Origin of the sequence: Aminobacterium mobile DSM 12262 (genome assembly GCF_000526395.1) — a bacterium.
Lineage (GTDB): Bacteria > Synergistota > Synergistia > Synergistales > Aminobacteriaceae > Aminobacterium > Aminobacterium mobile.
Window position 1 is genome coordinate 193,683 of the sequence record NZ_JAFZ01000002.1, and the last position, 25,856, is coordinate 219,538.

At 38.9% G+C, this 25,856-nt stretch carries 21 protein-coding genes and 1 pseudogene; all 22 read right to left on the reverse strand.

The window, feature by feature from the left end:
- Window positions 1-179: 179 nt before the first annotated feature.
- The 22 genes and pseudogenes from secF to K360_RS0107875 all read right to left on the reverse strand — a co-directional run bounded on the left by secF (window position 180) and on the right by K360_RS0107875 (window position 25,227).
- On the reverse strand, window positions 180-1,055 hold the full coding sequence (gene secF, locus K360_RS0107775) for a protein translocase subunit SecF (protein ID WP_024822603.1): 876 nt from the start codon (window positions 1,053-1,055) through the stop codon (window positions 180-182).
- An 18-nt stretch (window positions 1,056-1,073) separates the two neighbouring features.
- Window positions 1,074-2,468 (reverse strand): protein translocase subunit SecD, encoded by a 1,395-nt coding sequence (gene secD / locus K360_RS0107780; protein ID WP_024822604.1) that lies wholly within the window; start codon window positions 2,466-2,468, stop codon window positions 1,074-1,076.
- Window positions 2,469-2,554: 86 nt separating this feature from the next.
- Window positions 2,555-2,956 (reverse strand): preprotein translocase subunit YajC, encoded by a 402-nt coding sequence (gene yajC / locus K360_RS0107785; RefSeq protein WP_024822605.1) that lies wholly within the window; start codon window positions 2,954-2,956, stop codon window positions 2,555-2,557.
- A gap of 85 nt (window positions 2,957-3,041) precedes the next feature.
- A complete protein-coding gene (locus K360_RS0107790) occupies window positions 3,042-3,668 on the reverse strand; it encodes a redox-sensing transcriptional repressor Rex (protein ID WP_024822606.1) in 627 nt (208 codons plus the stop codon).
- Between the two features lie 43 nt (window positions 3,669-3,711).
- Window positions 3,712-4,998, reverse strand: a complete 1,287-nt coding sequence (gene eno / locus K360_RS0107795; RefSeq protein WP_024822607.1) for a phosphopyruvate hydratase — start codon at window positions 4,996-4,998, stop codon at window positions 3,712-3,714.
- Between the two features lie 35 nt (window positions 4,999-5,033).
- On the reverse strand, window positions 5,034-5,309 hold the full coding sequence (locus K360_RS0107800; protein ID WP_024822608.1) for a S4 domain-containing protein: 276 nt from the start codon (window positions 5,307-5,309) through the stop codon (window positions 5,034-5,036).
- 88 nt (window positions 5,310-5,397) lie between these two features.
- Window positions 5,398-7,149 (reverse strand): DNA primase, encoded by a 1,752-nt coding sequence (gene dnaG, locus K360_RS0107805; RefSeq protein ID WP_024822609.1) that lies wholly within the window; start codon window positions 7,147-7,149, stop codon window positions 5,398-5,400.
- A 93-nt stretch (window positions 7,150-7,242) separates the two neighbouring features.
- On the reverse strand, window positions 7,243-9,204 hold the full coding sequence (locus tag K360_RS0107810) for a sodium-translocating pyrophosphatase (RefSeq protein ID WP_024822610.1): 1,962 nt from the start codon (window positions 9,202-9,204) through the stop codon (window positions 7,243-7,245).
- A 118-nt stretch (window positions 9,205-9,322) separates the two neighbouring features.
- Window positions 9,323-9,973 carry a molybdopterin-guanine dinucleotide biosynthesis protein MobB gene (locus K360_RS11060; protein ID WP_024822611.1) on the reverse strand — a complete coding sequence of 217 codons (651 nt, stop codon included), beginning with the start codon at window positions 9,971-9,973 and terminating at the stop codon, window positions 9,323-9,325.
- A 9-nt stretch (window positions 9,974-9,982) separates the two neighbouring features.
- Complete coding sequence (locus tag K360_RS0107820) at window positions 9,983-11,215, reverse strand: AI-2E family transporter (RefSeq protein ID WP_024822612.1); 1,233 nt, start codon at window positions 11,213-11,215, stop codon at window positions 9,983-9,985.
- 192 nt (window positions 11,216-11,407) lie between these two features.
- A complete protein-coding gene (locus tag K360_RS0107825; protein WP_024822613.1) occupies window positions 11,408-12,211 on the reverse strand; it encodes a hypothetical protein in 804 nt (267 codons plus the stop codon).
- Window positions 12,201-12,662 carry a hypothetical protein gene (locus K360_RS0107830; protein ID WP_024822614.1) on the reverse strand — a complete coding sequence of 154 codons (462 nt, stop codon included), beginning with the start codon at window positions 12,660-12,662 and terminating at the stop codon, window positions 12,201-12,203. Before K360_RS0107830 ends, K360_RS0107825 begins: the two co-directional genes overlap by 11 nt.
- A gap of 33 nt (window positions 12,663-12,695) precedes the next feature.
- Window positions 12,696-13,763 carry a UvrD-helicase domain-containing protein gene (locus K360_RS0107835; protein WP_024822615.1) on the reverse strand — a complete coding sequence of 356 codons (1,068 nt, stop codon included), beginning with the start codon at window positions 13,761-13,763 and terminating at the stop codon, window positions 12,696-12,698.
- Entirely contained in the window at window positions 13,760-15,382 is a 1,623-nt protein-coding gene (locus tag K360_RS0107840; RefSeq protein ID WP_024822616.1) for an ATP-dependent nuclease, read from the reverse strand. The genes K360_RS0107835 and K360_RS0107840 overlap by 4 nt, the downstream gene beginning before the upstream one ends.
- Before the next feature lie 130 nt (window positions 15,383-15,512).
- On the reverse strand, window positions 15,513-15,959 hold the full coding sequence (locus K360_RS0107845) for a very short patch repair endonuclease (RefSeq protein ID WP_024822617.1): 447 nt from the start codon (window positions 15,957-15,959) through the stop codon (window positions 15,513-15,515).
- Window positions 15,959-16,033, reverse strand: a pseudogene (locus K360_RS11545) (HpaII family restriction endonuclease); the annotation flags it as partial. The gene K360_RS0107845 and the pseudogene K360_RS11545, both read right to left, overlap by 1 nt.
- A gap of 202 nt (window positions 16,034-16,235) precedes the next feature.
- The gene (locus K360_RS0107850) at window positions 16,236-17,078 is read right to left on the reverse strand and encodes an AraC family transcriptional regulator (RefSeq protein WP_024822618.1); all 843 of its coding nucleotides are present in this window, start codon (window positions 17,076-17,078) and stop codon (window positions 16,236-16,238) included.
- A gap of 324 nt (window positions 17,079-17,402) precedes the next feature.
- Entirely contained in the window at window positions 17,403-18,935 is a 1,533-nt protein-coding gene (gene guaA, locus K360_RS0107855) for a glutamine-hydrolyzing GMP synthase (RefSeq protein ID WP_024822619.1), read from the reverse strand.
- A 230-nt stretch (window positions 18,936-19,165) separates the two neighbouring features.
- On the reverse strand, window positions 19,166-22,267 hold the full coding sequence (locus K360_RS0107860; RefSeq protein ID WP_024822620.1) for a type I restriction endonuclease subunit R: 3,102 nt from the start codon (window positions 22,265-22,267) through the stop codon (window positions 19,166-19,168).
- Window positions 22,264-23,436: a restriction endonuclease subunit S gene (locus K360_RS0107865; RefSeq protein ID WP_024822621.1), complete on the reverse strand. Its 1,173-nt coding sequence runs from the start codon at window positions 23,434-23,436 to the stop codon at window positions 22,264-22,266. Before K360_RS0107865 ends, K360_RS0107860 begins: the two co-directional genes overlap by 4 nt.
- Window positions 23,433-25,001 carry a type I restriction-modification system subunit M gene (locus K360_RS0107870; RefSeq protein ID WP_024822622.1) on the reverse strand — a complete coding sequence of 523 codons (1,569 nt, stop codon included), beginning with the start codon at window positions 24,999-25,001 and terminating at the stop codon, window positions 23,433-23,435. The genes K360_RS0107865 and K360_RS0107870 overlap by 4 nt, the downstream gene beginning before the upstream one ends.
- Window positions 25,002-25,005: 4 nt before the next feature.
- The gene (locus tag K360_RS0107875; protein ID WP_024822623.1) at window positions 25,006-25,227 is read right to left on the reverse strand and encodes a helix-turn-helix domain-containing protein; all 222 of its coding nucleotides are present in this window, start codon (window positions 25,225-25,227) and stop codon (window positions 25,006-25,008) included.
- Window positions 25,228-25,856 lie beyond the last annotated feature (629 nt).

Consider the following 25,856-nt stretch of genomic DNA (forward strand, 5'->3'; position numbering starts at 1 on the left):
TAACTGATTTTTGATATTTTTCTACGTTTACCTGCACAATAGCAAATCATCTCTTATTTTAATATAGTATTTATACTCAGTAAAGTAAGCCCTTCGTTCTAAAACATGGGGCAAGAGGGTATACCCTCTTGCCCCATGTTTTAGATATATGATATTTGTAAGATTCGATCTGAATAATATTAGTTTTTCCCTGGGGTCTTCAAGTACCATTCTGCCAAGAGAGAACCTGCGATATAAATAGAGCTATACGTTCCAACTACTATTCCAACAAGCAGGGCAAAAGAGAAATTGGCTATAACTGGACCTCCCCAAATAAATAGCGCTAAAACAGGAAGGAACGTTGTCAAAGAAGTATTAATAGTCCGAGACAATGTAGCATTAATAGACATGTTAAGAATCTCCAGTATCCCTTTTTCTCGGAGATATTTCCAATTTTCCCTTACTCTGTCGAGCACTACTATTGTATCATTAAGAGAATAACCAACGATAGTCAAAATTGCCGCAACAAAGGGTAAAGAGATTTCTTTCCCCGTAAGACTAAACATCCCTAACGTAATAATAGAATCGTGCATCAAGGCTAAGACACTAACTACAGCGAACCGAAACTGGAAACGAACAGTAATATAGCCTAAGATCCCCAACAAAGCCAACATTAACCCCAACATGGCTTCACGTCTTAGCTTTTCACCTACTACAGGCCCAACTTTTTCATGGCGAAGAACTTCCATCGAAGGATACTTATTCTTCAAAGCCTGTACCAATTCCTTTCTCGCGTCCTCCGTATCCACATTGACTCGGATAATAACTCCTCGATCACTGTACGCCTGGATAACGGCTTGATTCTGACCGATATCTGCAAGGACATCTCGTACATCTCCTACCGGCACTGACGATTCAAACTCGACCTGAATGACATTGCCACCTGTAAAGTCTATGCCGAAATTCAGACCTCGCGTCATAAGACAAACTAGACTCGCAATTATAGCCAATAAGCTCAGAAGAATGGCTTTCTTCCGATGCTTCATAAAGTTAAATGAGAATTCTTTCGATATCATACTGAAAACCTCCCCCTCTTATGAACGGCGGGCAAAAACCGAAGCCATAGGACCGTGCATAAGAACCTGAAGAAGCACTCTCGTCACTACGACAGCACTAAAGACACTGGCTATAATGCCTACACTTAAAGTCACTGCAAACCCTCGGATTGGACCGCTTCCGAAGTAGTACAACACTCCAGCTGCGATAAGCGTCGTAATGTTCGAGTCAAGGATAGTGGCAAGAGCCTTTTTAAAACCAGCATCCACAGCAGCAGAAGGAGTTTTGCCAGACTGAGCTTCTTCTCTAATACGCTCATAAATTAAAATATTGCCATCAACAGCCATTCCTATGGTAAGAATAATACCAGCTATACCAGGCATAGTCAGAGTCGCCTTTAAACCAATCAGGGCAGCAAAAATAAGGAGGATACATACGCCCAAAGCTACATCCGCCGCTATACCTAACCACCGATAATAAATAAACATAAAGGCTAAAACAAGAAGCGTCCCAATAAGACCAGCCTTCAATCCTGCATTAATAGAGTCGGCTCCCAGGCTGGGACCTATGGATCTGTTTTCCGCCACTTCCACAGAAACTGGAAGAGCACCTGCTCGCAACATAATAGCAAGACGCTGTGCTTCAGGAACAGAAAATCTGCCAGATATCTGAGCACTTCCTCCAGAAATCCTTTCCTGAACCACTGGTGCTGATACCACGTTCCCATCAAGGACTATCGCTATCTGCTGACCTACATTCTGAACTGTAGCTTGGTCAAAAAGCTGTGCTCCATCTTTATTGAACTCTATCGTAACCACGGCCCGGCCAAGATTATCATACTGGGTTTTAGCATCTACCAAATGTTTTCCACTTACTAAAGCTGGCCCTAAAAGGAAATAACGCCCCTCTTCGTCTTGAGCTACGATAGATTCCTTTGTTTCTTGAGATTTCTTTTTTAGCTCCCCTTTCATCCCTTCTACCTGGGCTTTCGCTTCTTCCCAGCGGGAAAGAGCTGTTTTATACTCTTCTTCACTGTCATAATTTGGGCGTTCCGGCCCAGGAGGTACGCTCATAGTCGCACCTAGTACTTTGCGAAACTCAAGAAGAGCTGTCTTCCCAATAAGTTCAAGAGCTGCATCAGGATTCTCGATACCAGGAAGGTCTACAATAACACGATCTTTCCCTTCTCTTTGTATAACTGGCTCAGCTACCCCATATTGATCTACTCGATTTCTCAAAACAGCTAAGAGCCGTTCAATACTATCGTCAGTTACAGGGTTCCCTGGTGTCCCCTTTGCTTGAAGGACAATATGGGCTCCTCCTTTTAAGTCAAGGCCCAGATTCATCCTCCCCTTAACGGGAAACACCGCTACCAGGGCAGCTACTACGACTAGAAGTACTATGCCAAGCCGCCAACGGTCTTTTTTCAACATGACTTAACCTCCCTACAAACCTGAAAATCATAGAAAAAGGAGCGGACATGAAAGCCCACTCCATTTGCATATTAAAAAGCAAGCAGTTACTCTTCCTCTTCTTTTGCTTCAACCTCAGCTTTTGCTTCAACCTCAGCTTTTCCCTTTTCCTCAGTAGTTTTTTCCTTTACAGGCTCGGAAGGAGTTGAAGAACGTTTGTTAACGATGGAACTTTTGAGGACACGGACTTTAACTCCATCAGCGATCTCAACGATAAGGCTGTCATCTTTTACTTCTCGCACAGTAGCAAAGAAACCACCAGCGGTAATGACCTGATCTCCACGAGTCAAAGAAGCCAAAAGATCATCGTGCTGCTTTTGTCTCTTTTTCTGAGGACGAATGATAAAGAAATAAAAAATAAGCACAAATATTATGAGAGGGAAAAACATCCCCAAAACTCCGCCCTGGGCTCCACCCGCTCCTGTTGTTTGTCCACATTGCTGATTCAAAACAAAACGCCTCCTCTACTAATTCAAACCATAGATTTCAACACGGTTATTCTAACAGAATATTTTTCCTGTTAAAGGGGGTAATTTATTCCTCACGGTGCTTGAGGTAAAACAAAAGTTTTTCGAGCTCTACAGATATATCCACACTATAGACCAAGACATCATCTGGCGCTACTATAGCCAACGGGGAAAAGTTTAATATCCCCTTGACCGTCCCTACCGCTACAATTCTGTCAACGCATTCCTGCGCTACCAAAGAAGGAACTGTAAGAATCACTACCTCAATGCCATTCTCTCGCATCACCTGATCAATGTCATCCATATGGTAGCAAGGGATGCCCGCTATTTGGGTCCCCACTTTATCTGGATCCACATCAAAAAGGACCTTAATGTCGAATTTACTGCTCTTAAAGGCTTTATGTCCGAGCAAGGCTTCACCAAGCCGCCCTACGCCCACAAGAGCGATAGGCCAACGATGAGGAGAAGAAAGAATCTGGTCCACGTGTCTATATAGCTTCTCAACATGATACCCTACTCCTCTTTTGCCTATCTCGCCAAAATAAGAGAGGTCCTTCCTCACCTGGCTGGCCTTAAAGGCTAGCATTTCCCCTATTTCCTGGGAAGAAACCACCTTTTGCCCTTCATTATAAAGCTGTTCTAATAATCGATGATACTGAACAAGCCTTTCTACTGTAGGTTCTGCTATCTTCATATTTTCACGTCCTTCAGCTTTGCTTTTGGGGAAACTTCCCAACCTACCGATGAATGTTAAATCGAGTTAAAGCAGCATAGCCTGATCCAAATCCTTCAACCTCTTCCTCTATGCGAAGAAGCTGATTATACTTGGCAACTCGATCCACTCGAGCAGGAGCTCCGCTCTTTATTTGCCCCGCACCTACGGCGACAGCGAGATCGCTGATAAAGGTATCATCTGTCTCTCCTGAGCGATGAGAAATAACTGTACTATATCCATGTCTTACCGCCGTATCGATAACATGCATTGTTTCTGATACAGTGCCTATTTGATTTAATTTTATGAGGATAGAATTAGCTACTCCCTTGAGAATTCCATCTTCCAGGCGATGGATGTTCGTAACAAAAAGGTCATCCCCTACAATCTGAATCCGTTTCCCCAGCGTCTGAGTAAGTGTAGCCCACCCTTCCCAATCGTCCTCCGCCATTCCATCTTCAATGGAAAGGACAGGATAGGCGTCACAAAGATCCTTATAATACTGGGCCATTTCTTCTGCTGATGAAAAAGTACGGTTCTCCCCCTCAAAAATATAATGCCCATTTTTATAGAGTTCTGAGGCTGCGACATCAAGTGCCAAGCTTATCTGGTCTCCAGGGGTATATCCTGCCCGTTCAATAGCCTCCAATATAAGGGCAAGAGCCTCTGTGTTGCTTTGAAGGTTAGGTGCAAACCCTCCCTCATCCCCTATCGCCGTGCTATACCCTTTTTCTTTCAACGTTTTCTTGAGAGTATGGTAGGTTTCTACAGCCATACGAAGAGCTTCTGCAAAAGACCCTGCTCCGTGGGGTACAATCATGAATTCCTGGATATCAAGATTATTATCAGCGTGAGCTCCTCCATTTATGACATTCATCATGGGAGTGGGTAAAAGATATGCTTTAATCCCACCTAAATAGGCCCAAAGAGGCAAATCATGCTCTTCTGCAGCCGCACGGGCAACTGCCATGGAAACACCGAGGATAGCATTCGCCCCGAGCACCGATTTATTGGGTGTACCGTCAAGATCTAACATTATCTCATCTATAGCAGTTTGATCAGAAGGATCAAGCCCAACAATTTCTGGAGCAATCTTATTATTTACATTATCGACCGCCGTTAAAACTCCTTTGCCCATATAGCGACTCCCACCGTCACGAAGCTCCAATGCTTCATGAGTACCGGTAGAAGCTCCTGAAGGGACAGCAGCAATTCCGATGACTCCATTGTCAAGCCACGTCTCCACTTCTATAGTGGGATTCCCTCGAGAATCAAGAATTTCTCTTCCATATACACCTGCGATGATACCCATCATCTATCATCTCCAATCTCACAAAAATAAGAGCCTCACCACGGTTTTTCTTCCCCACTGACACGACGCTCTTTCAAAAGTTCATAAGAAACTATGCCTTTTCTTCTTATGACTTTTTCGTCATCGACCAGTACTTTAACAGTTAAGATTCTCGTCGGATAGGCTACTTCCACTACATCATCGACTCTTACAAGAGCAGAAGAACGGCATTGACGACCATTCAAACGAACGGCTCCAACCTCTATCATTTCCTGAGCAACTACTCTGCGTTTTACAAGTCTAGCGTCTTTTAAAAACTTATCGAGCCTCACATACAGTCCCTCCACGTTTCAACTTAGTGCTTAGTATAACAAAAAGAGGCGACAATCGATCAACACAATGGTTTTTTTCACAAAGAAATTAACGCTTCTTCAGCTTTTTAGCAATTCCCCAGTAAAGCGCTAATTCTTCCTTCGTTGCCTCTCCTTTAAGCATTTTTTTATGAAGAGCCTGGAATTTCTGTTCATTTCTTTTCCGCTCCAAGGCAGAAGAAACAGCTTCCCAAGAATCTTGATCTTCTCCAAAAGACTCACAAAAAGCGCCACCCATAGCGAGTATGGAGAACGGCATATCTTCCCCCATATCTCGCCAGTGTTCCTCCAAACGTTCTGGAGAATGGCCAGAAAAAACAGCGGCCAAAACTTCCTTGGCAGGAAGACTCTCTACTAAAGGGAAAATATCATGGGGATGTATTTTTTGTCGTAACGAACTATCATTCCATAAACAATAAATTAAAGCCGCCTCTAATGGCTCGATTTCTTCATTTTTTTGTATAGATTTTTCTTTCTCTATAGGAAAAGAAGAGTCTCGATCCTGCCCCTCTTTATTCCCCTGGACATTTCGAGAACGAATCTCATCTAATTCTTCTTGCAACTCGTGAGGTAATATTCCCAAAACTGCGCTTATTCTCGGAAGATATGGCGCTACATCTATAGGACTCAATTGAGCTATTCCTCGCAGAAGATCATCCGCTGCAGATCTTCGCGTTTCTTCCTGCTCTAGTTGAGTGCGGCGTAAGGTTAAATGGAAAAGCACGAGAGGCAAGGCCTTATCCAAAGATCGTTGAAAAAGCTTCTTCCCTTCTTCTTGAGACAAAAGATCATCTGGGTCTTTACCTTTTGGCAATTCTACCACTCGAACATCAACCCCATTTTGCTGCAATACGTACATACTTCGAACGGTAGCCTCAATCCCAGCAGTATCGGAGTCATAACAAATAAAACAACGATTGGAAAAGCGCTTTAAGAGACGAGCCTGATCCTCTGTCAAAGATGTTCCTAAAGACGCAACTGTTTCTGTATATCCACATAAATGAAGACGAATCGCATCCATATACCCCTCTACAAGAATGGAGCGATTTTTTTCTCGAACACTCTGTTTCGCTTGATAAAGTAGGTATAAATTTTGCCTTTTACTGTACAAAATCCCTTCAGGGCTATTAATATACTTGGCTCCATCTCCATCTATAATTCGCCCTCCAAAAGCCAAGAGACGACCAGAAACATCCCTAATAGGGAACATAATCCGGCCCCTAAAACGATCATAAGGCTTCTTTCGCCCCTCTAAAACGAGCCCGCTATCAAGAGCTTCTTTAAAGGGCACTTTCTCTTCTTGTAACTTGCTCCACAAAGAGTCCCAAGAGGAAGGAGCCCAGCCAATTTCAAAAAGCGTAGCTGCATCTGGCGTAATCTGTCTCGAAACTAAATATTGTCGTGCTAAACGACCAGATGCCACGTCTTTAAGAGACGCTCGGAAAAAAGACAGGGCCCGTTCCATAATATCGTAAAGAGAAGGTTTGCTTTTATCCACTTTTCCCCCCATAGAACAGGTAGGGAGAGGGATACCTGCCCGTTGAGCCAGAAAATCCAAAGCTTCTTTAAACTCTAACCCCTCGATCTTCATTACAAAAGAAAAAATGTCTCCGCCTTCTCCACATCCAAAACAATGGAACGTCTGGCGATCTGGAGAGACGAAAAAAGAAGGTGTTTTCTCCTGGTGGAAAGGGCATAACCCTCTAAAATTTTTGCCAGTTTTATGGAGACGGACATAATCCCCTATAACATCCACAATATCTAAACGCTCTTTAATCTGTCGAACTGCCCCATCGTCCATAAAAACACCTCCTTAAAACGCACTAAAAGGGGGAAGGATTACATAATCCTTCCCCTCCGAATATACACCTATCGAGAAAAATCAGTATAACTTTTATAGAAAGAGAGGAGCTAAAACCAGAGCCACAACTGACATCAACTTGATCAGAATATTAAGGCTCGGCCCTGCAGTATCTTTAAAGGGGTCCCCCACTGTGTCACCTACTACAGTAGCTGAGTGATTATCTGTGCCCTTCCCTCCGAAGTTTCCTTCTTCAATGTATTTCTTGGCATTATCCCAAGCTCCACCAGAATTAGACATAAAGATAGCCATCATTACGCCAGTCACAATGGAACCACCCAAGAGACCACCCAAAGCTTCAGGCCCAAGAATAAGCCCTACAGCTACAGGAGAAACGACAGCAAGAACACCAGGGATGATCATTTCTTTCAAAGCCGCAGCTGTAGAAATATCAACACAACGCTCATATTCTGGACGACCAGTCCCTTCCATAATGCCAGGAATTTCCCGGAACTGTCTTCGTACTTCATCTATCATAGACTGAGCTGCACGTCCAACAGCCTGGATAGTTAGCGCGCTGAAAAGGAAAGGCAACATTCCTCCGATAAAGAGTCCTACCATCACTTGAGGGTTCTTCAGGTCTATAGCATCAAGATTAACTGCATGAGCATATGCTGCAAAAAGCGCTAAGGCTGTCAACGCAGCAGATCCAATTGCAAGTCCTTTACCCATGGCAGCAGTAGTGTTCCCTACGGCATCGAGTTTATCGGTAATCTCTCGAACATCATGAGGTAAGTGGCTCATTTCAGCAATTCCACCAGCGTTATCCGCTATGGGACCGTAAGCATCTACGCTCAAAGTCATGCCGGTTATGGAAAGCATGCCTACAGCTGCACAAGCAATACCATAAAGACCACCAAACTTATAGCCTACAAGAGTCGCCACGCAGATAAGGATCACAGGGATAACAGTAGACTTCATACCTACTGCCAAACCAGATAAAATAACAGTTGCTGGGCCTGTTTGAGAAGATTTAGCTATCTGTTTTACAGAATCATAGTCTCCAGAAGTATAGATCTCCGTGACATAACCAATGAGAACACCCACCGCAACACCAGAAAGAACGGACCAGAAAAGGGTCAGTTCACCAAAGGCAGCTTTCGTCACGAAATAAGAACCAATGATCATTACACCACCAGTAACAAAGGTTCCTATACGAAGGGCCACCTGAGCATTACCGCCTTCTTTTACACGAACAAACATGGTTCCGATAATAGCAGCGACTATACCAAGAGCAGACAGGACCAAAGGATAAAAGACTCCTTGAGAACCGTACACTGTTAGACCAATAGCCATTGCTGCAATAATAGAGTTTACATAAGATTCGAAGAGGTCAGCACCCATACCTGCAATATCCCCTACATTATCGCCAACGTTATCTGCAATAACAGCTGGGTTACGAGGGTCATCTTCAGGGATTCCTGCTTCAACTTTACCCACAAGGTCTGCACCTACGTCGGCAGCCTTCGTGTAGATTCCTCCTCCTACACGGGCAAATAGAGCAATAGAGCTGGCTCCCAAACCAAATCCTGTCACAATATTGGGGTCTTTGAAAAGAACATAACAGAGCATAATACCAAGCACACCAAGGCCCACCACGGACATCCCCATGACGCTGCCACCTTTAAAAGCAATGCCGAGAGCTTCATTTACTCCACGGGTAGCAGCAAAAGAGGTTTTTCCGTTGGAACGGGTGGCCACAACCATACCCACGTATCCGGCCATAGCACTAAAAAGGGCCCCGCATATGAAAGAAACAGCCGTCCCTCTTCCTATCTTGAACCAGAGAACGCCACCGAGCAATAAAGCAAAGGGGAAAAGCCATCGATATTCTCTTGAAAGAAAAGCCATTGCGCCACGATGAATGATCTCTGAAAGTTCATTGACCCTTTCATGATCCACCTTAAATGCCTTAATTTTGCCATAGGCAAAAATGGCATAGACCAGAGCCAGTATCCCAGCCCCAACAATAATCCAAAATGCCTGAGAATCCATACACCGAAACCTCCCTTAATTTCTACAAACTTTAAAAAGACGGCCCGCCTCGAAGGCGGGCGGCTTCCCAAAACTCCGTCAATTATAGTAAGGAGCCATACTAAAGACAAGTAAAAATTTATTCCCTTTTTTCTATTGATATATGAATGTCAATATCCTTATCGAGATGTTCTATTTTTTTCAGGGCAGATAACATCCCTTTTATTCCTCCAGCTAAAAAATCCGAAACAAAAGCATTCAAAGGGACCGCCTGTCCATCAACCCAGAGAGATACACCACCTCTTTGAGATTGACGACACAAATACGCTATTCGTTTGGCAAGAAGCAATTCTTCTCCTGGTTTAAAAAAAACATCTTTTTCCCCCTTATCATCCCCGCTCTGGAGGTTGGCACTGTAATAAGCAACCACTCCATGCACAAATGTGGGGCATGTTTCAGGTGAACCTAGCCATACTTTCGGACAGGGGAGTTCTTTGCCTCCTTCTAACAGAAAAAGATCGAAATCGTAGCCCATCTTATACTGAAAATCCGATAAGGACAAGATTTTCGCAGACTCTATGCGTACTCCTTCCTCCCCCCAAAAAACAGTAGGGACCTTGAGTTCCAATATTTTCCCCGTGTCAGTTTTACTCGAAGGGATTATTTTTTCATGAGTATGCTTTATATAGAGAATCTTCAGCCCTTCTCTTTTAAGATGAGGAATAAGAGCCATGCATAAAGATGTTTTTCCACTATTCTTCAAGCCAGCTACAGAAAAGACAAAAGCCATGCCCTCTCGTCACTCTCCTTCTCCAGAACTGCTCGGTGATGGTGTTTTAGGAATATAGGCACTAGTATATCTTTTCCAGATGTTACGATAACTGTCGAGAAGGAAGATAAACAAACTAATAATAAGAGGCCCTAAGAAAAGCCCTAAGAAGCCCCATGTAGCCAATCCACCTACAACTCCAATAAAAACCATTAAAACATGGACTTTGCCTCCTCCAGAAATGAAGACTGGACGAATAAAGTTATCTACAGTACTCACTATCATTATGCCCCAAACCGCCAGAATAATGGCTCCCTTAATATTACCCACATAGAATAAGTAAATAGCTCCAGGCCCCCATACGAGGGGAGTTCCTATAAATGGGATCATAGCAAGAAGGGCCATGATCGCCCCGAAAAGAGCCGGACTAGGAAGTCCCACATACCACCAGCCGAAAGCCCCCAATACTCCCTGTATGCCTGCTGTCAAGGTAATGCCATAAATTACGGCTTGAAGAATCTGTTTAGCCCTGTCAAAAAAAGCTTTTTTCTCCTTAGGTGGTAAAGGAACAATATCATCAATGTAGTCTAAGATAACATGTCCATCCCGAATAAAGAAGAAAGAAGAGACAACGATTACTACTAATTGATAAATAATTCGAATTGTATCTCCTAAAAAAGACTTAGATATGTTTGCCAGCGTAGAGATGCTCCAAGAGCCAATCTGTCGAATGACCGTCATAAGGAACGGATATTCCACCAGATAAGGACGTATTTTTTCCATTATTGCCTCTGGAAAAAGGAGAGACACAAAAGTACGACCTTGCTCTACGTTCACATCTGAAAAAACATCGGACAAATAGCCATATATTCGAATTCCCTCTCGAGCCATTACAGTCCCCACCAAAATAGAGGGTACTACTATAAGAAGAACGATCGCAGCAGTTGTAACAGCTGCTGCTCCATTAGCAAACCTTTTAGATAAAACACGCTCATAGAGATACGCGTAAAATGGATATACAAAAAAAGACAAGATGGCAGACCAGGCTAGAGGACGCAAAAGACTGAAAGAAACGAGATAGGTAAGAGAACCCAGAGCAAAAAAAATCAACGTAAAGGGTAAGAAAAAGCTTCTAATTCTTTTATAAGGTCGCCTACTCTGATACGTCAGCTTATGATCCCTCCCTTTACTCATTCGCTTATATGTCACAAGAGAAGAAGCAGTTTTAACTGCTTCTTCTCTTGTCCCTTTGCTTTTACTCAAACTCAACAATCACCACAGCATATTTGTTTCTTTTATTTCATTTTAGTATCTTTTTAGTTCCTAAATTTAGGCATTTTTATGCCTGATTTTTGTGGTTTTAGAGCTTTTTAGTATCAAAACAGTATCAAGCTTGATACTAACAAAAGAAAAATATCTGTTTTAAATATATTCATTTTTCGTTATATTCTATAATTAAACAGCTATTCCTATCAATGATGCAATCATTCCTATTCCCGTTGTTAAATCCGGTAATAACGCAATTGATGTCGCAATAAATTTCATTGTATTTAAACAAGAAATCAAAGTTGCCTTTTTAGGGTCCTTTTCTTGGACCTCATTCTTTACAATATCCAAATTCTGCTTAAGAATGAATTTTGATTCTTCATTTTCTACTTTTTCAATAATAGCTTCAACTTTCTTTATAGCTTTGGCGATTTCTTCGGTATTAATTTTATTTCCTTGTTCTGCATTAATTGTACTTCCATGTTCAGCTATATTAACTTGGACTCCTGCGCTGTTAATAGTTATATTGTATGAATTGTCATTATCAAAACCCATATCAGTAGAGATATCTTTTATATATTCTTCAATTTCCATAACAAATGGATAAATTAATCTATCTCCAAAAGCTTTTGCCATATCTTGATATTTTTTACTGTTAGCATAGTACCACCCAAAATTAAATGTACCTATATTATTTTCTACTATATATAAAAAGGTTTTATATAGCAAATAAGTTTTTTTATGGCTGTCACTGCCTAAATCTAAAGCTTTTTGTCCATAAGATGAGCTGATATCTATTATTAACTCATCTAATCCATCTATGTCATAAGCCAAGCTTTGAATATAGTCCTTTATTAATAAAGTTTGATTTATGTAGCTTAATAATTCTTTAAGACTATCATTCTGTTCTGCATAATAGGCATTCATTACGTTTGAAGCTAACGTTCTAAACCGTCTACTAATTTTCCTAAGTTCTTTTTTATTAATCTCCATCTACTATTTCTCCACAAAATGGACAATATCCACCTTCAAATTTTGTTATACTTCTTATTTTTGCTGTTTTGCCACAACACAAATAATTCTTGATATCATAATCTCCAGTTTTTCTACCTATTGGTATTTCAGATTCTTTTTCTAATGTTTTACCAGCTTTATATTTAACATTTTTATTATTTTTAAAAATTTTCTCAATATCTTTTGAAAAATCATTTAATAAATCTGCAACATGATTTTGAATTATTTTTTCTGCCAAATCATTAACATTATCGTCTAAATAACTATCATGTTTTAACCCACAATGAGGACACCAGATATCAATCACGCTATCGTCTTCTATATCGTCAACTTGTATCATAAATTTTTCATTACAGCTTGGACATTTTAAAAGAACAAAACCATCATTATCACTTGGAATAGATATATTGAAAACTTCCTCATACGACATTTTGAACTCATCACTCCTTCAATAAAACTTCTTCTAAAACTTTATAATCGGCAAATCACAAATTCTTTTATCTTTTCTTACAATTACTACACTATCAATCGCTCTTGTGACTGCAACATAAAACCTCGCTCTACTTTGTTCTTTTAATTCCGAAGAATTATCAATTATCCAATTCCACATGGGATTAGTTGGGTAGATTAGTACCCTTTCAAATTCCAACCCTTTTGATTCTCCAAAGTTATAACAAGGATAATTGTTGTTAACCTTTATCTTTACACTTTCTCTTAATTGCACAGCCTGATTATTTTCTAAATAGAAATCCACATCTTTGGGATCAATTATTTTAACACCCTTTGATTCATCATCTGCTTTATGAATAAACCCCACAGGAGTTCTATCTGGATACAGGCTATTTGCAAATTCACAGATTAAATTATTATTTCTATGAGTGCAGCTAAGTGTGCCCTCATCAATTACAATATCTAACTTTTTACATTCATTTTTTAAGAATTCATCTATCTTCCCACAACCATATTTCTTATATTTTCTTTCGAAGTGAGTAGAATATGTACATTGTCTAGGATCACCAACCATAATAACTTTAGTTTTGGTGGCTATTAACCGCTTTAATATCTCCAAATCATAACCAACCATATCTTGAACTTCATCAACATATATGTAGTCATACATTTTAGAAATTCGTTCAAAAACTTTCCCATCGCTCTTTTCATTTAACTCTATAACACAATCAGATAGTTTATCAGTATATATTTTATTGTTTGACTCAAAGTATTTGTTAGATGTTTTCTTTACATACGTATTATTTTGTCCGTTTACAAATATAATTCCATCAATTCGGTCTTTAAATCTACTCCCTTGATAAGGTCTAATACCGTCTTTTAACAAGAAAGAAAACCATGTGCAAATCGTGATATTAGTTGGAACTATGCCCATCTGTTCCTTTATTCTACTAATAATTTGTTGCTCGTTTGTAATAGTATACGTCAAAATTAACACATTCTTGTCCGTCGAAATTGAATCATTGATGATTTTTCTAGTTTTACCAGAACCTGCTGCAGCAATATATAATTTCCCACTCATATTGAAATAGCCTCTTTAATATATTTGGGGAAATTTATATTTTTATCACTCTCAAAAATTTTTAAAGCAACTTCTGTTTTATGTTGTCTCATGTAATTAAGCAAATCATCTTCATTAATATACGACTTATTAAGCACTTCATTCAAAACAGTTAAAGAGTTCGCTCTATATATACACGGTTCTAAAGTATTATAGTTGTAATTCTCTAAGTTGCCTTTATACTCATACTCTACATCATCAAAAAATACATTTATATTTCCACTACGATTTTCTTCTAAATAACTACTATATTTTTTATTTACAGCATCAATATTTCCATCATTATCAGTCACTACAGTCACACATAGGTCTAATATTTTTGCAATTTCTAAAAATCTAAGAAATGATGTCCCAACTGAAATTATATCTATTCCATCATAAATAGGTAATTTCCCATTATATGAATCCATATATGCTCTTTGCACAATTAGTTCATCTGAATCACCTTCAACTAAAATAGATTTTGTCGACAATAATAATCGTAATGTATCATAACCTGCAACTCGTTTAAAAAACTTGCTTGTTTCATTAGATAGATCCCCTAATCGCAACGTTTTACCACTATTAAGCAAAATCAAGTTTTCCAAGCCCAATTTATTTGATACAAAACTACTATGCGTAGTAATTATTATTTGTTTCTCATTATTTGATTTATTGACACAATCAAGTAAAACATTCAAATTCGAATATGATAAATGACACTCCGGCTCTTCAAGTAGGACAATTTGCTTATTTTTCATTCTCTTATCACTTAATGCCAATTGCGTTTTAATAACACACTGTGTACCTTTCCCTATGTTGTTATATGGTATATCATCCAATTGTGTAACCAAGCTGCTTTCCCATGAATTTTTAGTTCCAAAATCCACGGAAATTGACAATTCTTTGTTTGATGTTTCAGCTAATTTTTTATTAATGTTAGCAACGCTCTCATCTTTAGAGAATTGCTCTTTCATAAGTCTATGTGCTTGCGATATGCCAATAATTTCATCATCATCCAAAAGGTTCTTTACTATCCTTGAAATATAAATATCTGAACCGCTATTTGGTGTATAACTAGTGGTATAAATCATTGCAGATTTCACAGGAATACTTCTTGCCGTTATATTTTCCCTAGCAAAAGACCTCCAGTTTATTTCATAATACTCTATTGGTAATGATGTTATTTTATTCTCGCAAAGTATTTTATACTCATTACTATATTTCTTATCAAAACTAATTGACAAAATAATTCCAGAGATATCTTTAGTCCTTTCAGAGTTACCATCACCTAAAAAACTTGGTATTTCTTCGTTGAAATAAACTTCAATAACTATTTCTGGCGGTTCTATCGTTATACCATCATTTATTCTTTCGAAATAATCTTTTACTACAAACTTATTGAAGAGATATTGAGAAAGTTCATTCCTAATATTTTTCCCATGATACGTTCCGGTTAATACTAAGTTAATCGCTTCTAAAATTGTAGATTTACCTGTCCCGTTATTGCCGACCAGTATGTTAATGCCATCATCAAAATCAACAGAAAACCATTCTGAAAAACATTTGAAGTTTTTTATCTTTAATTTTTTTATCGACATTAATCTCTCCCCATATATTTGAATATAGTTTATTAAAAATTCTTCATCAAAATATACTATTTTACATAATTTAACTTCATTCAGGTTATAACCCGCCTAATCGCTGAAATTATATTGCTTCAATTCCTCATCAGGTATTGTCTGGTACTCTATTTATAATTTCGTATGAAATAGTATTAAGTAACTCCTCTGAAAACACTTCATCTTTCATCATATTTTTAATTTCACATCCCCAAACCACTATTACTTTAATGCCCATATTTTCAAGTTTACTGTAATTTTGCTTATCTCTTTCGACATTACCTTCAAGTTTCTTCTTCCAAAAGTCGTGATTATTCTTAAGTATAGACGAATATTTACAGTTTTCATGCATATGCCAAAAACAACCGTTTACAAATATCGCTGCCTTATATTTAGAAATATAAATATCCAGGCTTCCCGGCAATTCCTTATAATTTACCCTATATCTGAAACCCTTGTGCCATAAAAGCTTTCTCAAAAAAATTTCAGGCTTTGTATTTTTACTTTTAACTCTTGCCATGTTTTCGTTTCTGGTCATAGGTTTATTTTTCTTCATTATCTGAATCTCACCTGTAAATTAAGTTTTATAAAATCTTCTCCATTCACACTATATATCTCTCCAAAATCATGTCTTGAAAAGGATTATGTACCTTTTGAAGAAAGCAATGTGAAATTTTATAAGGGTTGGATAGGAGCTAAAGTTCCGCTGGATATTAAATAAACACAGAAAAAGCACATAACTGAAAGATTTTTACAATCTTAAAGTCATGTGCTTTTATAATTAAAAACTATATAAGTTATTCAAACAAATAAGGTTTTGTATTGTTGAAAATTATGCCTTAACTATTGGAATCCATAATTCCATCTTATAATCTTTGCTGTGCATATCTCCTTCATAATAATATTCAAAGTCCGGACTTCCTGAATGAACATATCCATGCTCTGGAAAGAACACTTCCATTGCGTATTTCCAACCCTGATGAATACATTCCGGAATACTGCCCCTTAGCTCAACAACAGCATATTCAGCTTCTTCTACTTCTAAAATATCCAGATCCATTTTTTTAGCTTTAGCTTTGTCAGCAACAATATAACCAGCCATATAATTGATGGTGTTCGGATTTTCCACATCATGGCAAACTCCAAGACTTTGTCCTCCACCAAGTTTTGCTAATTCGTCATGACTATATTTTGAATATAGCTTATCCCATACACTCGGACATAAAGATGAATTGATACTTTGTTCATTGATACCTGCTACTGTAAATGCTGCTTTCTTTTGGATTGTGATGTTCATACTTCTACCTCCTCTTACACTCAGCGCTAATTGCACTCTAGAAACTAATTTGAATGGTTTCCCATTCCTTACCTCTGAAGGAGTAAATCCATGAAAATTCTTAAAAGCTGTTCCAAATGAATCCGATGATTCATAACCATACATCATAGCTATATCGATTATTCTTTTATCTGTATCTCTTAATGATATAGCTGCTTCGGTAAGTCTTCTCCCTCTTATATACTCTGACAGTGTGGTTTCAGTTAATATAGAAAACAACCGGCTGAACATAGGATATGAGAACCCTGATAAATAAGCTATTTTCTTTTCGTCTATTTCATCATCTATGACTGTTTCGATATAGTCTATCGTGTTATTAAACGACTTAATAATATTCATCACGACTTCCTCCTTTCGATTATAGTTTAGAGGTCTTTAGTATATTTTACCCTACAATATCCGTACAAATTTTGACGGTATCTTTAGACAATCAAAGCACTTACAAATATCAATTTGACAACTTCTGTTATGTGAACAAAAGCCTCCCACCAAAACGATGGAAGGCTTTCTAAACAATTCACCTAAATTCAACAACTCCCTTTTGACCCTGCTTTTTCACATTTTTAGTTATCAAAACAGTATCATTCAAGAGTTTTTCATGCTTTCAAATCTCTGAAACGCCCTGTTTTCAAGGGTTTTACAACAGAAATATATTCGTTACTGTTATTCCCATTCAATAGTGGAAGGTGGCTTACTTGTTACATCTAAAACAACCCTGTTGATCCCCTTTACAGTATTACAGATTCGTCTTGCTGTCCTATCGAGAACATCATACGGAACTCGTACCCAATCAGCCGTCATCCCATCTGCAGATTCTACGGCTCGAAGGGCCACCACCTCTGAATATGTTCGAGAATCTCCCATAACTCCCACAGTTCTCACTGGGAGCAACACGCAAAAAGCCTGCCAAACAGAAGAATAAATGTCACTTTTTGAGAACTCTTCCCTAAAAATCTCATCCGCTTCCCGCAGCGTATCAAGGCGCTCTTTTGTAACCTCGCCAAGGCAGCGAACAGCGAGTCCCGGACCGGGGAAAGGCTGTCGATCCACTATCTCGGGAGGTACGCTTAAGAGTCTTCCTATAGCGCGGACTTCGTCTTTAAAGAGATCCCTTAACGGTTCAAGAACTTTTAGTTTCATATCTTCAGGTAATCCGCCTACATTATGATGGCTCTTAATAACCGAAGCGCCTTTCCCTTTATGCCCACTTTCAATGACATCAGGATATAAGGTCCCTTGAAGCAACCATTCAGCATCTTTTATTTTAGAGGCTTCCGCTTCGAAAACACGAATAAACGTCTCCCCAATAATCTTTCTCTTACGTTCTGGATCTGTCACGCCTCGAAGGGCCTGCAAAAACTGATGGCTGGCATCTACGTAATGAACATTCAAATCGAGCGCCTTATATCGCTCAAGGACTCTCTCAGCCTCCAGATGTCGCAACAAGCCATTATTTACAAAAATACACTCTAAGCGGTCACCTATGGCTTTAGCAGTTAAAACAGCCGCTACAGTGGAATCAACCCCGCCAGAAAGCCCACAAATAACCTGGCAACCTTTCGTTTTTTTGTGTATCCGTGCCACCATAGTGTCAATCCAGTTTCCAAGATCCCAGTCTCCAGAACATGAACAAACATCGAAGAGGAATTTAGAGAGGATAGCCGTACCATTCTGAGTATGGGCCACTTCTGGATGAAATTGAAGCCCCCATATCTTTCTTTTTCTATTTTCAAAGGCTGCAGGAACTCCTTTATCTGTAACGGCAACGAGCTGGAACCCTTCTGGTAGAGACGCAATATGATCTCCGTGGCTCATCCACACCTCAAAAGATTCTGATATGCCCATAAAAAGAGTTGCCTCTGGATTTTTTACCACTATGGCAGTTCGTCCATATTCACGACTAGCTCCCGACTCTACCTGTCCACCAAAAATTTTTGCTAGGAGTTGCATACCATAACAGACCCCCAGAACTGGAACTCCTAGATCGAAAAGGTCTAAGGATACGGTAGGGCTTCCTTCGTCATGAACACTTTGCGGACCTCCAGAGATAATGACGCCCCGAGGAGTTCTCTTCTTGATTTCATCAATAGAAGTATCCCAGGGGAGAATTTCGCTATGCACTTTCATCTCTCGAATCCTGCGGGCAATCAATTGAGTAAACTGAGAACCACAGTCAAGAATTATTATATTATCCATTTACATTCCCCCGAAAAAAACAAAATCGTCAACATCGCTTATATTACCAGAAAGAGAGAAGAGGGGAAAGAAAAAGCCCCCAAAAGAAGCGTTCACTTAGGGATTGAAGAAAAACTTGAATGAACAGCTTCAAGCGGGGCAAAAAGAGACCAGTCACAATCAGGCATGAATGCTTGAAGTGACTGGTTTTTTATTAAAGATATTTTTTTGAATTAGTGATTGATATTAATCTATATCAAACCTAAATACTTCTCGAAGAATAACATCAGTTTTTCGATAATTCCTTGCTTTTTCGCAGCTCTGCCTCCGCCAAAGCGGGATACAGGTGGCATGATTTTATCAATATCTGTACCGGTCGTTTTAAGCATTCCGTCTCGGAATGCATTGTCGATAAAACGGCGGGTTTCTTCGGGCTTTAATCTTTCTTCTTCTATAATTGCTGAAATATCCGCTTCTTTACGCTCGTGGAGGAATTTTCGCCAATCCTCATCCACTTTGGTCGATACATTGACTTGCTCTATAAAACGCTCGATAAGCTCTTTCTTGCTTCTAAGTTCAATACTTGAATTGATAGCCTTATCAATAGTTGTAAGAATGGTTTTATCCTTACAGTTGGATTGTTGATATTTGGCTACAAGCATAAGGATGTAGTCAATATTTACCTCTATCTGTTTGACCAGTTCAATCTCGAAAACTATGTCATCATTGATAGTTTCTTTGTCACCATCAGCACCTTTTCTATATTCCTGATACAGGTCAATATAAATGCTCTGATAGTCCTGAAAATCCCTTTCAGATAAAATCTCGTTTCCTTCAAAGTCATCGAAGGAAGTAAGAATATTTCTGAGCCTGAGTATTGCTCCATATAACCGAATAAAGTCTTTTTCAGCTTCTTCTCCGAGAATAGGTTGGCCAAGGGGATACTGTGTTGTAAGAGTTGCAATCAGTTCAGCATAGCCCGGCTTATACTCACCTTTATCATCATAGCCGTTATAGTATTCTTCGTATGTTTTTAACAGTACAATACCGCCAGCATCCTTATTGCCGAATAGTGCAATAGCTTTGTCTGTTTCTTCTTTCAAATCTCGGAAACAAACGATATTACCATAGGTCTTAACGCTGTTTAGGATGCGGTTAGTTCTTGAAAAAGCCTGAATCAGTCCATGCTGTCTCAGGTTTTTATCTACCCATAGCGTATTCAAGGTTGTTGCATCAAAGCCTGTCAGGAACATATTGACAACAATCAATATATCAATCTCCCGATTCTTTACGCGAAGAGAGAGGTCTTTATAATAATTCTGGAACTTATCCGAGGAAGTATCGTAATTTGTACAAAATGTGGAATTGTAATCTCGGATAGCCGCCTCAAGAAAATCTCTAGAGCTCTGGTCAAGGTTTTCCATATTAAAATCCTCTTCAGGCAACAGTCCATCTGGCTCCTCCTCATTTGCACTAAAACTGAAAATAGTTGCAATGGTAAGGTTACGGTTCTTTTCCGCTATCTGCTTCTTAAACTCATTATAGTATCTGATTGCCATTGGGATGGATGCAGCAGCAAATATGGAGTTGAAACCGGCAACTCGCCTTGTTTCACGCTTTTCTATCATCTTTTTAGGGTTGTGCTTATCTGCTTCTTCCCATTTCGCAGAGAATGTGTAATAACTATTGCGCTTCGTCTTTTGATCAAAGTGTTCAAGAACGTAAGAAACAATTTCACTGATTCGCTGTGGATCTGCTAAGGCTTTTTCTCTATCTATGCTATAGACTTTTTTATCATTAACGTAATTAGGCATCTTGATGGTGTTAATAAAATCTATCCTAAAAGGCAGAACATTCCCATCATTGATGGCATCCACAATGGTATAGGTATGCAACTTTTCTCCAAAAGCCTGCTCGGTTGTGCGGAGCAGTGGGTTGCCGCCTGAACTGGCATTCGCAGCAAAAATCGGGGTTCCCGTAAAGCCGAAGATATGGTAGTTCTTAAAACTCTTCGTGATAGCTTGATGCATTTCGCCAAATTGGGAACGGTGACACTCATCAAAAATCAGTACCACATGTTTCTTATAAATATCATGCTGTTTGTTTTTACGTATAAATATATCCAACTTCTGAATAGTGGTTACAATGATTTTGTATTCATGAGGATTTCCTTTTTCATCCCTGTCCTCCAATTGTCTTTGAAGAACTCTTGTGGACGTATTACCGTTAGCTGCCCCCTTTTCAAAGCGATCATATTCCTTCATCGTCTGATAATCCAGATCTTTACGGTCAACAACGAACAGAACCTTGTCTATGTAAGGCAAGGCAGAAGCTAATTGGGCTGTCTTAAAACTGGTCAAAGTCTTACCAGAGCCTGTTGTATGCCAGATATATCCTCCAGCTGCAGTTGTGCCCATCTTCTTGTAGTTGGTTGATACTACAATACGTGATAATATACGTTCTGCAGCAGCTATTTGATAAGGACGCATTACAAGGAGCAGATCTTCAGATGTGAAAATACAATATTTTGTTAGTATATTTAAGAGGGTATGTTTGGCAAAAAAAGTTTTAGTAAAATCCACAAGGTCAGGAATAATTTTGTTATTTGCATCTGCCCAAAAGCTGGTAAACTCAAAACTGTTGCTTGTTTTTTTACTTCTTCGACGTTCACTACTGCTTTGTTCCTTGATATGTGCGTTTCTTGTGGTGTTGCTATAATACTTTGTATGAGTGCCATTTGAGATTACAAATATTTGCACATACTCAAATAAACCAGAAGCCGCCCAAAAGCTGTCACGCTGGTATCTTTTTATTTGGTTGAAAGCTTCTCGGATAGCAACACCGCGCCGCTTTAACTCCACATGAACTAGTGGAAGTCCATTGACAAGGATTGTTACATCATATCGAGTTTCATGCTTGCCGCCTGCTTCTTCGTATTGATTAATAACCTGCAAACGATTGTTATGGATATTCTTCTTATCCAAAAGGTATATGTTCTTTGTTGTTCCATCTTCACGTTTTAGAATCTGGATATGGTCATCTTGAATTTTTCTGGTCTTTTCAACAATTCCTTCATTTGTATTGGCAATACATTCTGTGAAAAATTTATCCCATTCACTATCAGTAAATGTAAAATCATTAAGCAGTTCAAGTTGCTTTCGGAGATTTTCTATCAATGAAGCTTCATTGTGTACTGAAATATATTCATATCCTTGTGAAGTTAGTTGCCTGATAAACTCCCGCTCAAGTTCTGCCTCGCTCTGATACTTTTCAGGTCGGACATTATATTCAGCTGCATATTCAGCAACAACTGTTGCTTCATCAGTACTGGCAACGATGTTGTATATACTCATGCCGTCACCTCCTTGAAAGATAACAGTTTATCCCTGTAATATTCATATTGCTTTTGCCGTGCTTCGATTTCGGCCGGAATGCCGCTGGTTAAGTCGTTGCAGAGAGCGTCAAAGCGATCGAGGATAGCTACGATGCGCTCTTGTTCTTTGAGAGGGGGGAGGGGAATTCTAAATTTCTTAAAAGCAACCATATCAACAGAAGCAAAATGCCCAAGTGTTAAGTTGTTTTTACACCATTCACCAAGTATATAACAATAATAAAATAGGTACTTTATATTCACATCTTGATATTCATTTTTAAGTGAGAGTATTGTAAATCTTTGATTTGCTAAAAACTCGGTTTGTATTAGTGCATGTTCACCTATTGTTGCAGAAGTAGAAATAATTATAGAGTTTGCAGGAAATGGTCTTCCTTTAACAGCATTTATTGAAACATGTTGCAATGCATTTGAAAGTATTCTTCCATTTTCGCGTATATCTTCCATCCGAAACCAAGGAATTACTCCGTTTTCCCAATACTCCTTGTTGGATTTTGATGGTGTATATCCGTTACGAATATTAAAAAGATCATCAATAGCCACTCGTGGCACTTCATCACCAAACGTAAGCAGCAAATCCCTATAATACTCATACTGCTTTCTCCTTGCTGTAAGCTCTGCTGTAAGCTCTGCTGTAAGCTCTGTGAAATTGTCCAGAATACGGACAATTTCCTGCTGAACAGCTAGAGGGGGAAGGGGAACAGAAATCCTTGCCATGACGTTGCTCATCAATTTTGGGTTACCCATACCATCATTAACATATTTTTTTGCATATACTTGCAAAACATAAAATAGAAACTTAGTACTTACCAGTTCATTATTTTTAACCCTTAATAATCCACAAACATTTGTTATACTAAATTTTTCGTTAATATGATAAAAAACAGAACCAGCGTTTGCTCCATCTGTTGTCCATGTTACGGATTCGCAGTCATAGTCAAAAGTATTTATGTAGCCAAAAACACCGTTATTTGCTGTTTGTGATGAATAAACGGGATAAACACCAGTATTTTCTCTTAGATAATTTTTGGACATTACTCTCCCACGTGTAATGTCACAAATTTCTTCCACTGTTACAAACTCCACTCCATCTGGACAAAGTTCAGCAATCAATTCATCTAACTTACTCATTTGCCCACCTCAATTTCCGCAATAATCTTATCTATTTCTTCCCGCAAAATCTGCTCTCTCGCCACAATTTTTTCTATCTCAGCATTGAGGGCAACAATATCAATCTTTTCTCTGGTATCCTCCTGTTCAACATAGGTAGAAACAGACAGGTTATAATCTTGTTCAGCTATTTCACTGTTTGGCACAAGCCTAGCAAAATGCTCTATATCTTTTCTATCTTTGAATGCGTTAAGAATGGTCTCAATATTTTCTTGTGTAAGCTTGTTGTTATTCGTAACCTTTACAAATTCCTTTGATGCATCGATAAATAAGGTGCTATTTTCTGATTTAGACTTCTTCAGCACCATAATGCAGGTAGCAATGCTGGTACCATAAAACAAGTTATCCGGTAACTGAATGATACAGTCGATATAGTTATTATCAATCAGGTACTGCCTGATTTTCTTTTCAGCGCCTCCGCGGTACATTACACCGGGGAAACAAACGATAGCCGCTGTTCCGTTTGTTGCAAGCCAAGAGAGACTATGCATAATAAAAGCAAGGTCTGCCTTAGACTTAGGAGCCAATACTCCCGCTGGAGAAAAACGGGGATCGTTAATCAAAATAGGATCATTGTCGCCCTTCCATTTAATAGAGTAAGGTGGATTTGATACAATGGCTTCAAAAGGCTCATCATCCCAATGTTGCGGATCTGTTAGTGTGTCCCCAAGGGCAATATCAAATTTGTCATAATCAATATCGTGCAGGAACATATTAATTCTGCACAGGTTGTAGGTTGTAATGTTGATTTCTTGACCGAAGAAACCTTGACGTACATTTTCTTTTCCTAAGATTTTTGCAAACTTTAGCAGTAGAGAGCCAGAACCGCAGGCGGGGTCATATACCTTGTTGACTTCAGTTTTTCCTACTAATGTTAAGTGGGTAAGGAGTTCAGAAACCTCCTGCGGCGTATAGTATTCACCACCACTTTTTCCTGCATTGGATGCATACATACCCATTAAAAACTCATAAGCATCACCGAATGCATCTATGGTATTGTCTTTGTAATCTCCCAGCTTCATTTCTCCAACAGAATTCATTAGCTTAACCAGCTTTTCATTACGCTTTACTACAGTGTTACCTAGCTTATTGCTGTTAACATCAATATCGTCAAACAGACCTTTGAAATTATCTTCACTCTCTGTTCCTTGGGCAGATGCCTCTATATTACTGAAAACCTGTTCCAGTGTTTCATTTAAGTTTTCATCGTCCTTTGCACGAGCTCGGACATTTTCAAAAAGTTCGCTGGGTAAAATAAAGAAGCCCTTTGTCTTAACTAAATCCTCTCGTGCCTGTTCTGCTTCTTCGTCGGATAACTTAGCATAATCAAATTCCGTATTGCCAGCTTCCCATTCTCCGGCGTTAATATAGGCAGTAATATTTTCAGATATGTAGCGGTAAAACAGCATTCCTAGAACATATTGCTTAAAGTCCCATCCATCTACACTGCCTCTTAGATCATTTGCCATATTCCATATCGTGCGGTGTAATTCCGCCCGTTCCTGTTCTTTTCTGTTGTTTTCCATAACTCTACTTCCTTTCTTCAACCATATTAGGCACTAATTCCATGATATCTTTAAAATCAACGCCAAGTGCCGTACAAACCTTTACAAGAACATCCATACTGACATATTCGTTTTTAGAAAGCTTTGAAATTGACGATGGACTTATTCCCGCAGCAGCTTGCAAATCTTTCTTCTTCATATCGCGGTCTATCAACAATTTCCAAAGCTTTTTATAGCTAACGGTCATCTTGGTCACCTCTTTATATATGTTTTTTCCATTATAGCACATTTTCTTCAAAAATAACATGATAATTCTGTGTTTGTGAAGTAATTTTTCAATGTTAACAAAGATAATGATAGTTGTGTATGCCTTTATTTTTGATTTAAATAAATACTTTTAGACAAAAATGTCTGTAAGTCTATTTGTAAAACCAAAGGCAAAGTTATAACATTCAGCCTTCTTAAATTTAATACCACTTTCGCTCAAATTTGAGCAAAAGCATAAACATTACAGCCGTCTTTACCTTAGAAAAAAGACAGGCTGTTTTTTTATTTTAAGGGGTTCGAATCAATAGAATTCTTCGCTTATGGATGAGGAAGAAAATTATTTTTGGAAAATCCTCAACTAATGTGCCCTACCGTGGCTATAAGGTGAGAGGAAAAATAATCCCCCAATGAAAGCATAGTTTTTCTCTCACTGCTCCTTGACAACTGAATACCCCGAAATGCAAGAGATACTTCAAGGTGAATATGCCATGACGATAATTCCGAGCGTATTCCTTGAAAGATAACGAGGTTGTGTCAAACAAGGCAAACCCTCTGGAACAGTAGCGTTTCGGGTCATTTTTAACAGGCAAGGAGGTGAAATAACTGAAA

What these genes read in the sequence shown, in the direction of transcription:
- secF (WP_024822603.1), bottom strand. Translation starts at nt 1,055, where the DNA reads ATGATATCGAAAGAATTCTCATTTAACTTTATGAAGCATCGGAAGAAA.
- secD (WP_024822604.1), bottom strand. Translation starts at nt 2,468, where the DNA reads ATGTTGAAAAAAGACCGTTGGCGGCTTGGCATAGTACTTCTAGTCGTA.
- K360_RS0107790 (WP_024822606.1), bottom strand. Translation starts at nt 3,668, where the DNA reads ATGAAGATAGCAGAACCTACAGTAGAAAGGCTTGTTCAGTATCATCGA.
- eno (WP_024822607.1), bottom strand. Translation starts at nt 4,998, where the DNA reads ATGGGTATCATCGCAGGTGTATATGGAAGAGAAATTCTTGATTCTCGA.
- dnaG (WP_024822609.1), bottom strand. Translation starts at nt 7,149, where the DNA reads ATGGACGATGGGGCAGTTCGACAGATTAAAGAGCGTTTAGATATTGTG.
- K360_RS0107810 (WP_024822610.1), bottom strand. Translation starts at nt 9,204, where the DNA reads ATGGATTCTCAGGCATTTTGGATTATTGTTGGGGCTGGGATACTGGCT.
- K360_RS11060 (WP_024822611.1), bottom strand. Translation starts at nt 9,973, where the DNA reads ATGGCTTTTGTCTTTTCTGTAGCTGGCTTGAAGAATAGTGGAAAAACA.
- K360_RS0107825 (WP_024822613.1), bottom strand. Translation starts at nt 12,211, where the DNA reads ATGGAGATTAATAAAAAAGAACTTAGGAAAATTAGTAGACGGTTTAGA.
- K360_RS0107830 (WP_024822614.1), bottom strand. Translation starts at nt 12,662, where the DNA reads ATGTCGTATGAGGAAGTTTTCAATATATCTATTCCAAGTGATAATGAT.
- K360_RS0107835 (WP_024822615.1), bottom strand. Translation starts at nt 13,763, where the DNA reads ATGAGTGGGAAATTATATATTGCTGCAGCAGGTTCTGGTAAAACTAGA.
- K360_RS0107840 (WP_024822616.1), bottom strand. Translation starts at nt 15,382, where the DNA reads ATGTCGATAAAAAAATTAAAGATAAAAAACTTCAAATGTTTTTCAGAA.
- K360_RS0107845 (WP_024822617.1), bottom strand. Translation starts at nt 15,959, where the DNA reads ATGAAGAAAAATAAACCTATGACCAGAAACGAAAACATGGCAAGAGTT.
- K360_RS0107850 (WP_024822618.1), bottom strand. Translation starts at nt 17,078, where the DNA reads ATGAATATTATTAAGTCGTTTAATAACACGATAGACTATATCGAAACA.
- guaA (WP_024822619.1), bottom strand. Translation starts at nt 18,935, where the DNA reads ATGGATAATATAATAATTCTTGACTGTGGTTCTCAGTTTACTCAATTG.
- K360_RS0107860 (WP_024822620.1), bottom strand. Translation starts at nt 22,267, where the DNA reads ATGAGTATATACAACATCGTTGCCAGTACTGATGAAGCAACAGTTGTT.
- K360_RS0107865 (WP_024822621.1), bottom strand. Translation starts at nt 23,436, where the DNA reads ATGAGTAAGTTAGATGAATTGATTGCTGAACTTTGTCCAGATGGAGTG.
- K360_RS0107870 (WP_024822622.1), bottom strand. Translation starts at nt 25,001, where the DNA reads ATGGAAAACAACAGAAAAGAACAGGAACGGGCGGAATTACACCGCACG.
- K360_RS0107875 (WP_024822623.1), bottom strand. Translation starts at nt 25,227, where the DNA reads ATGACCGTTAGCTATAAAAAGCTTTGGAAATTGTTGATAGACCGCGAT.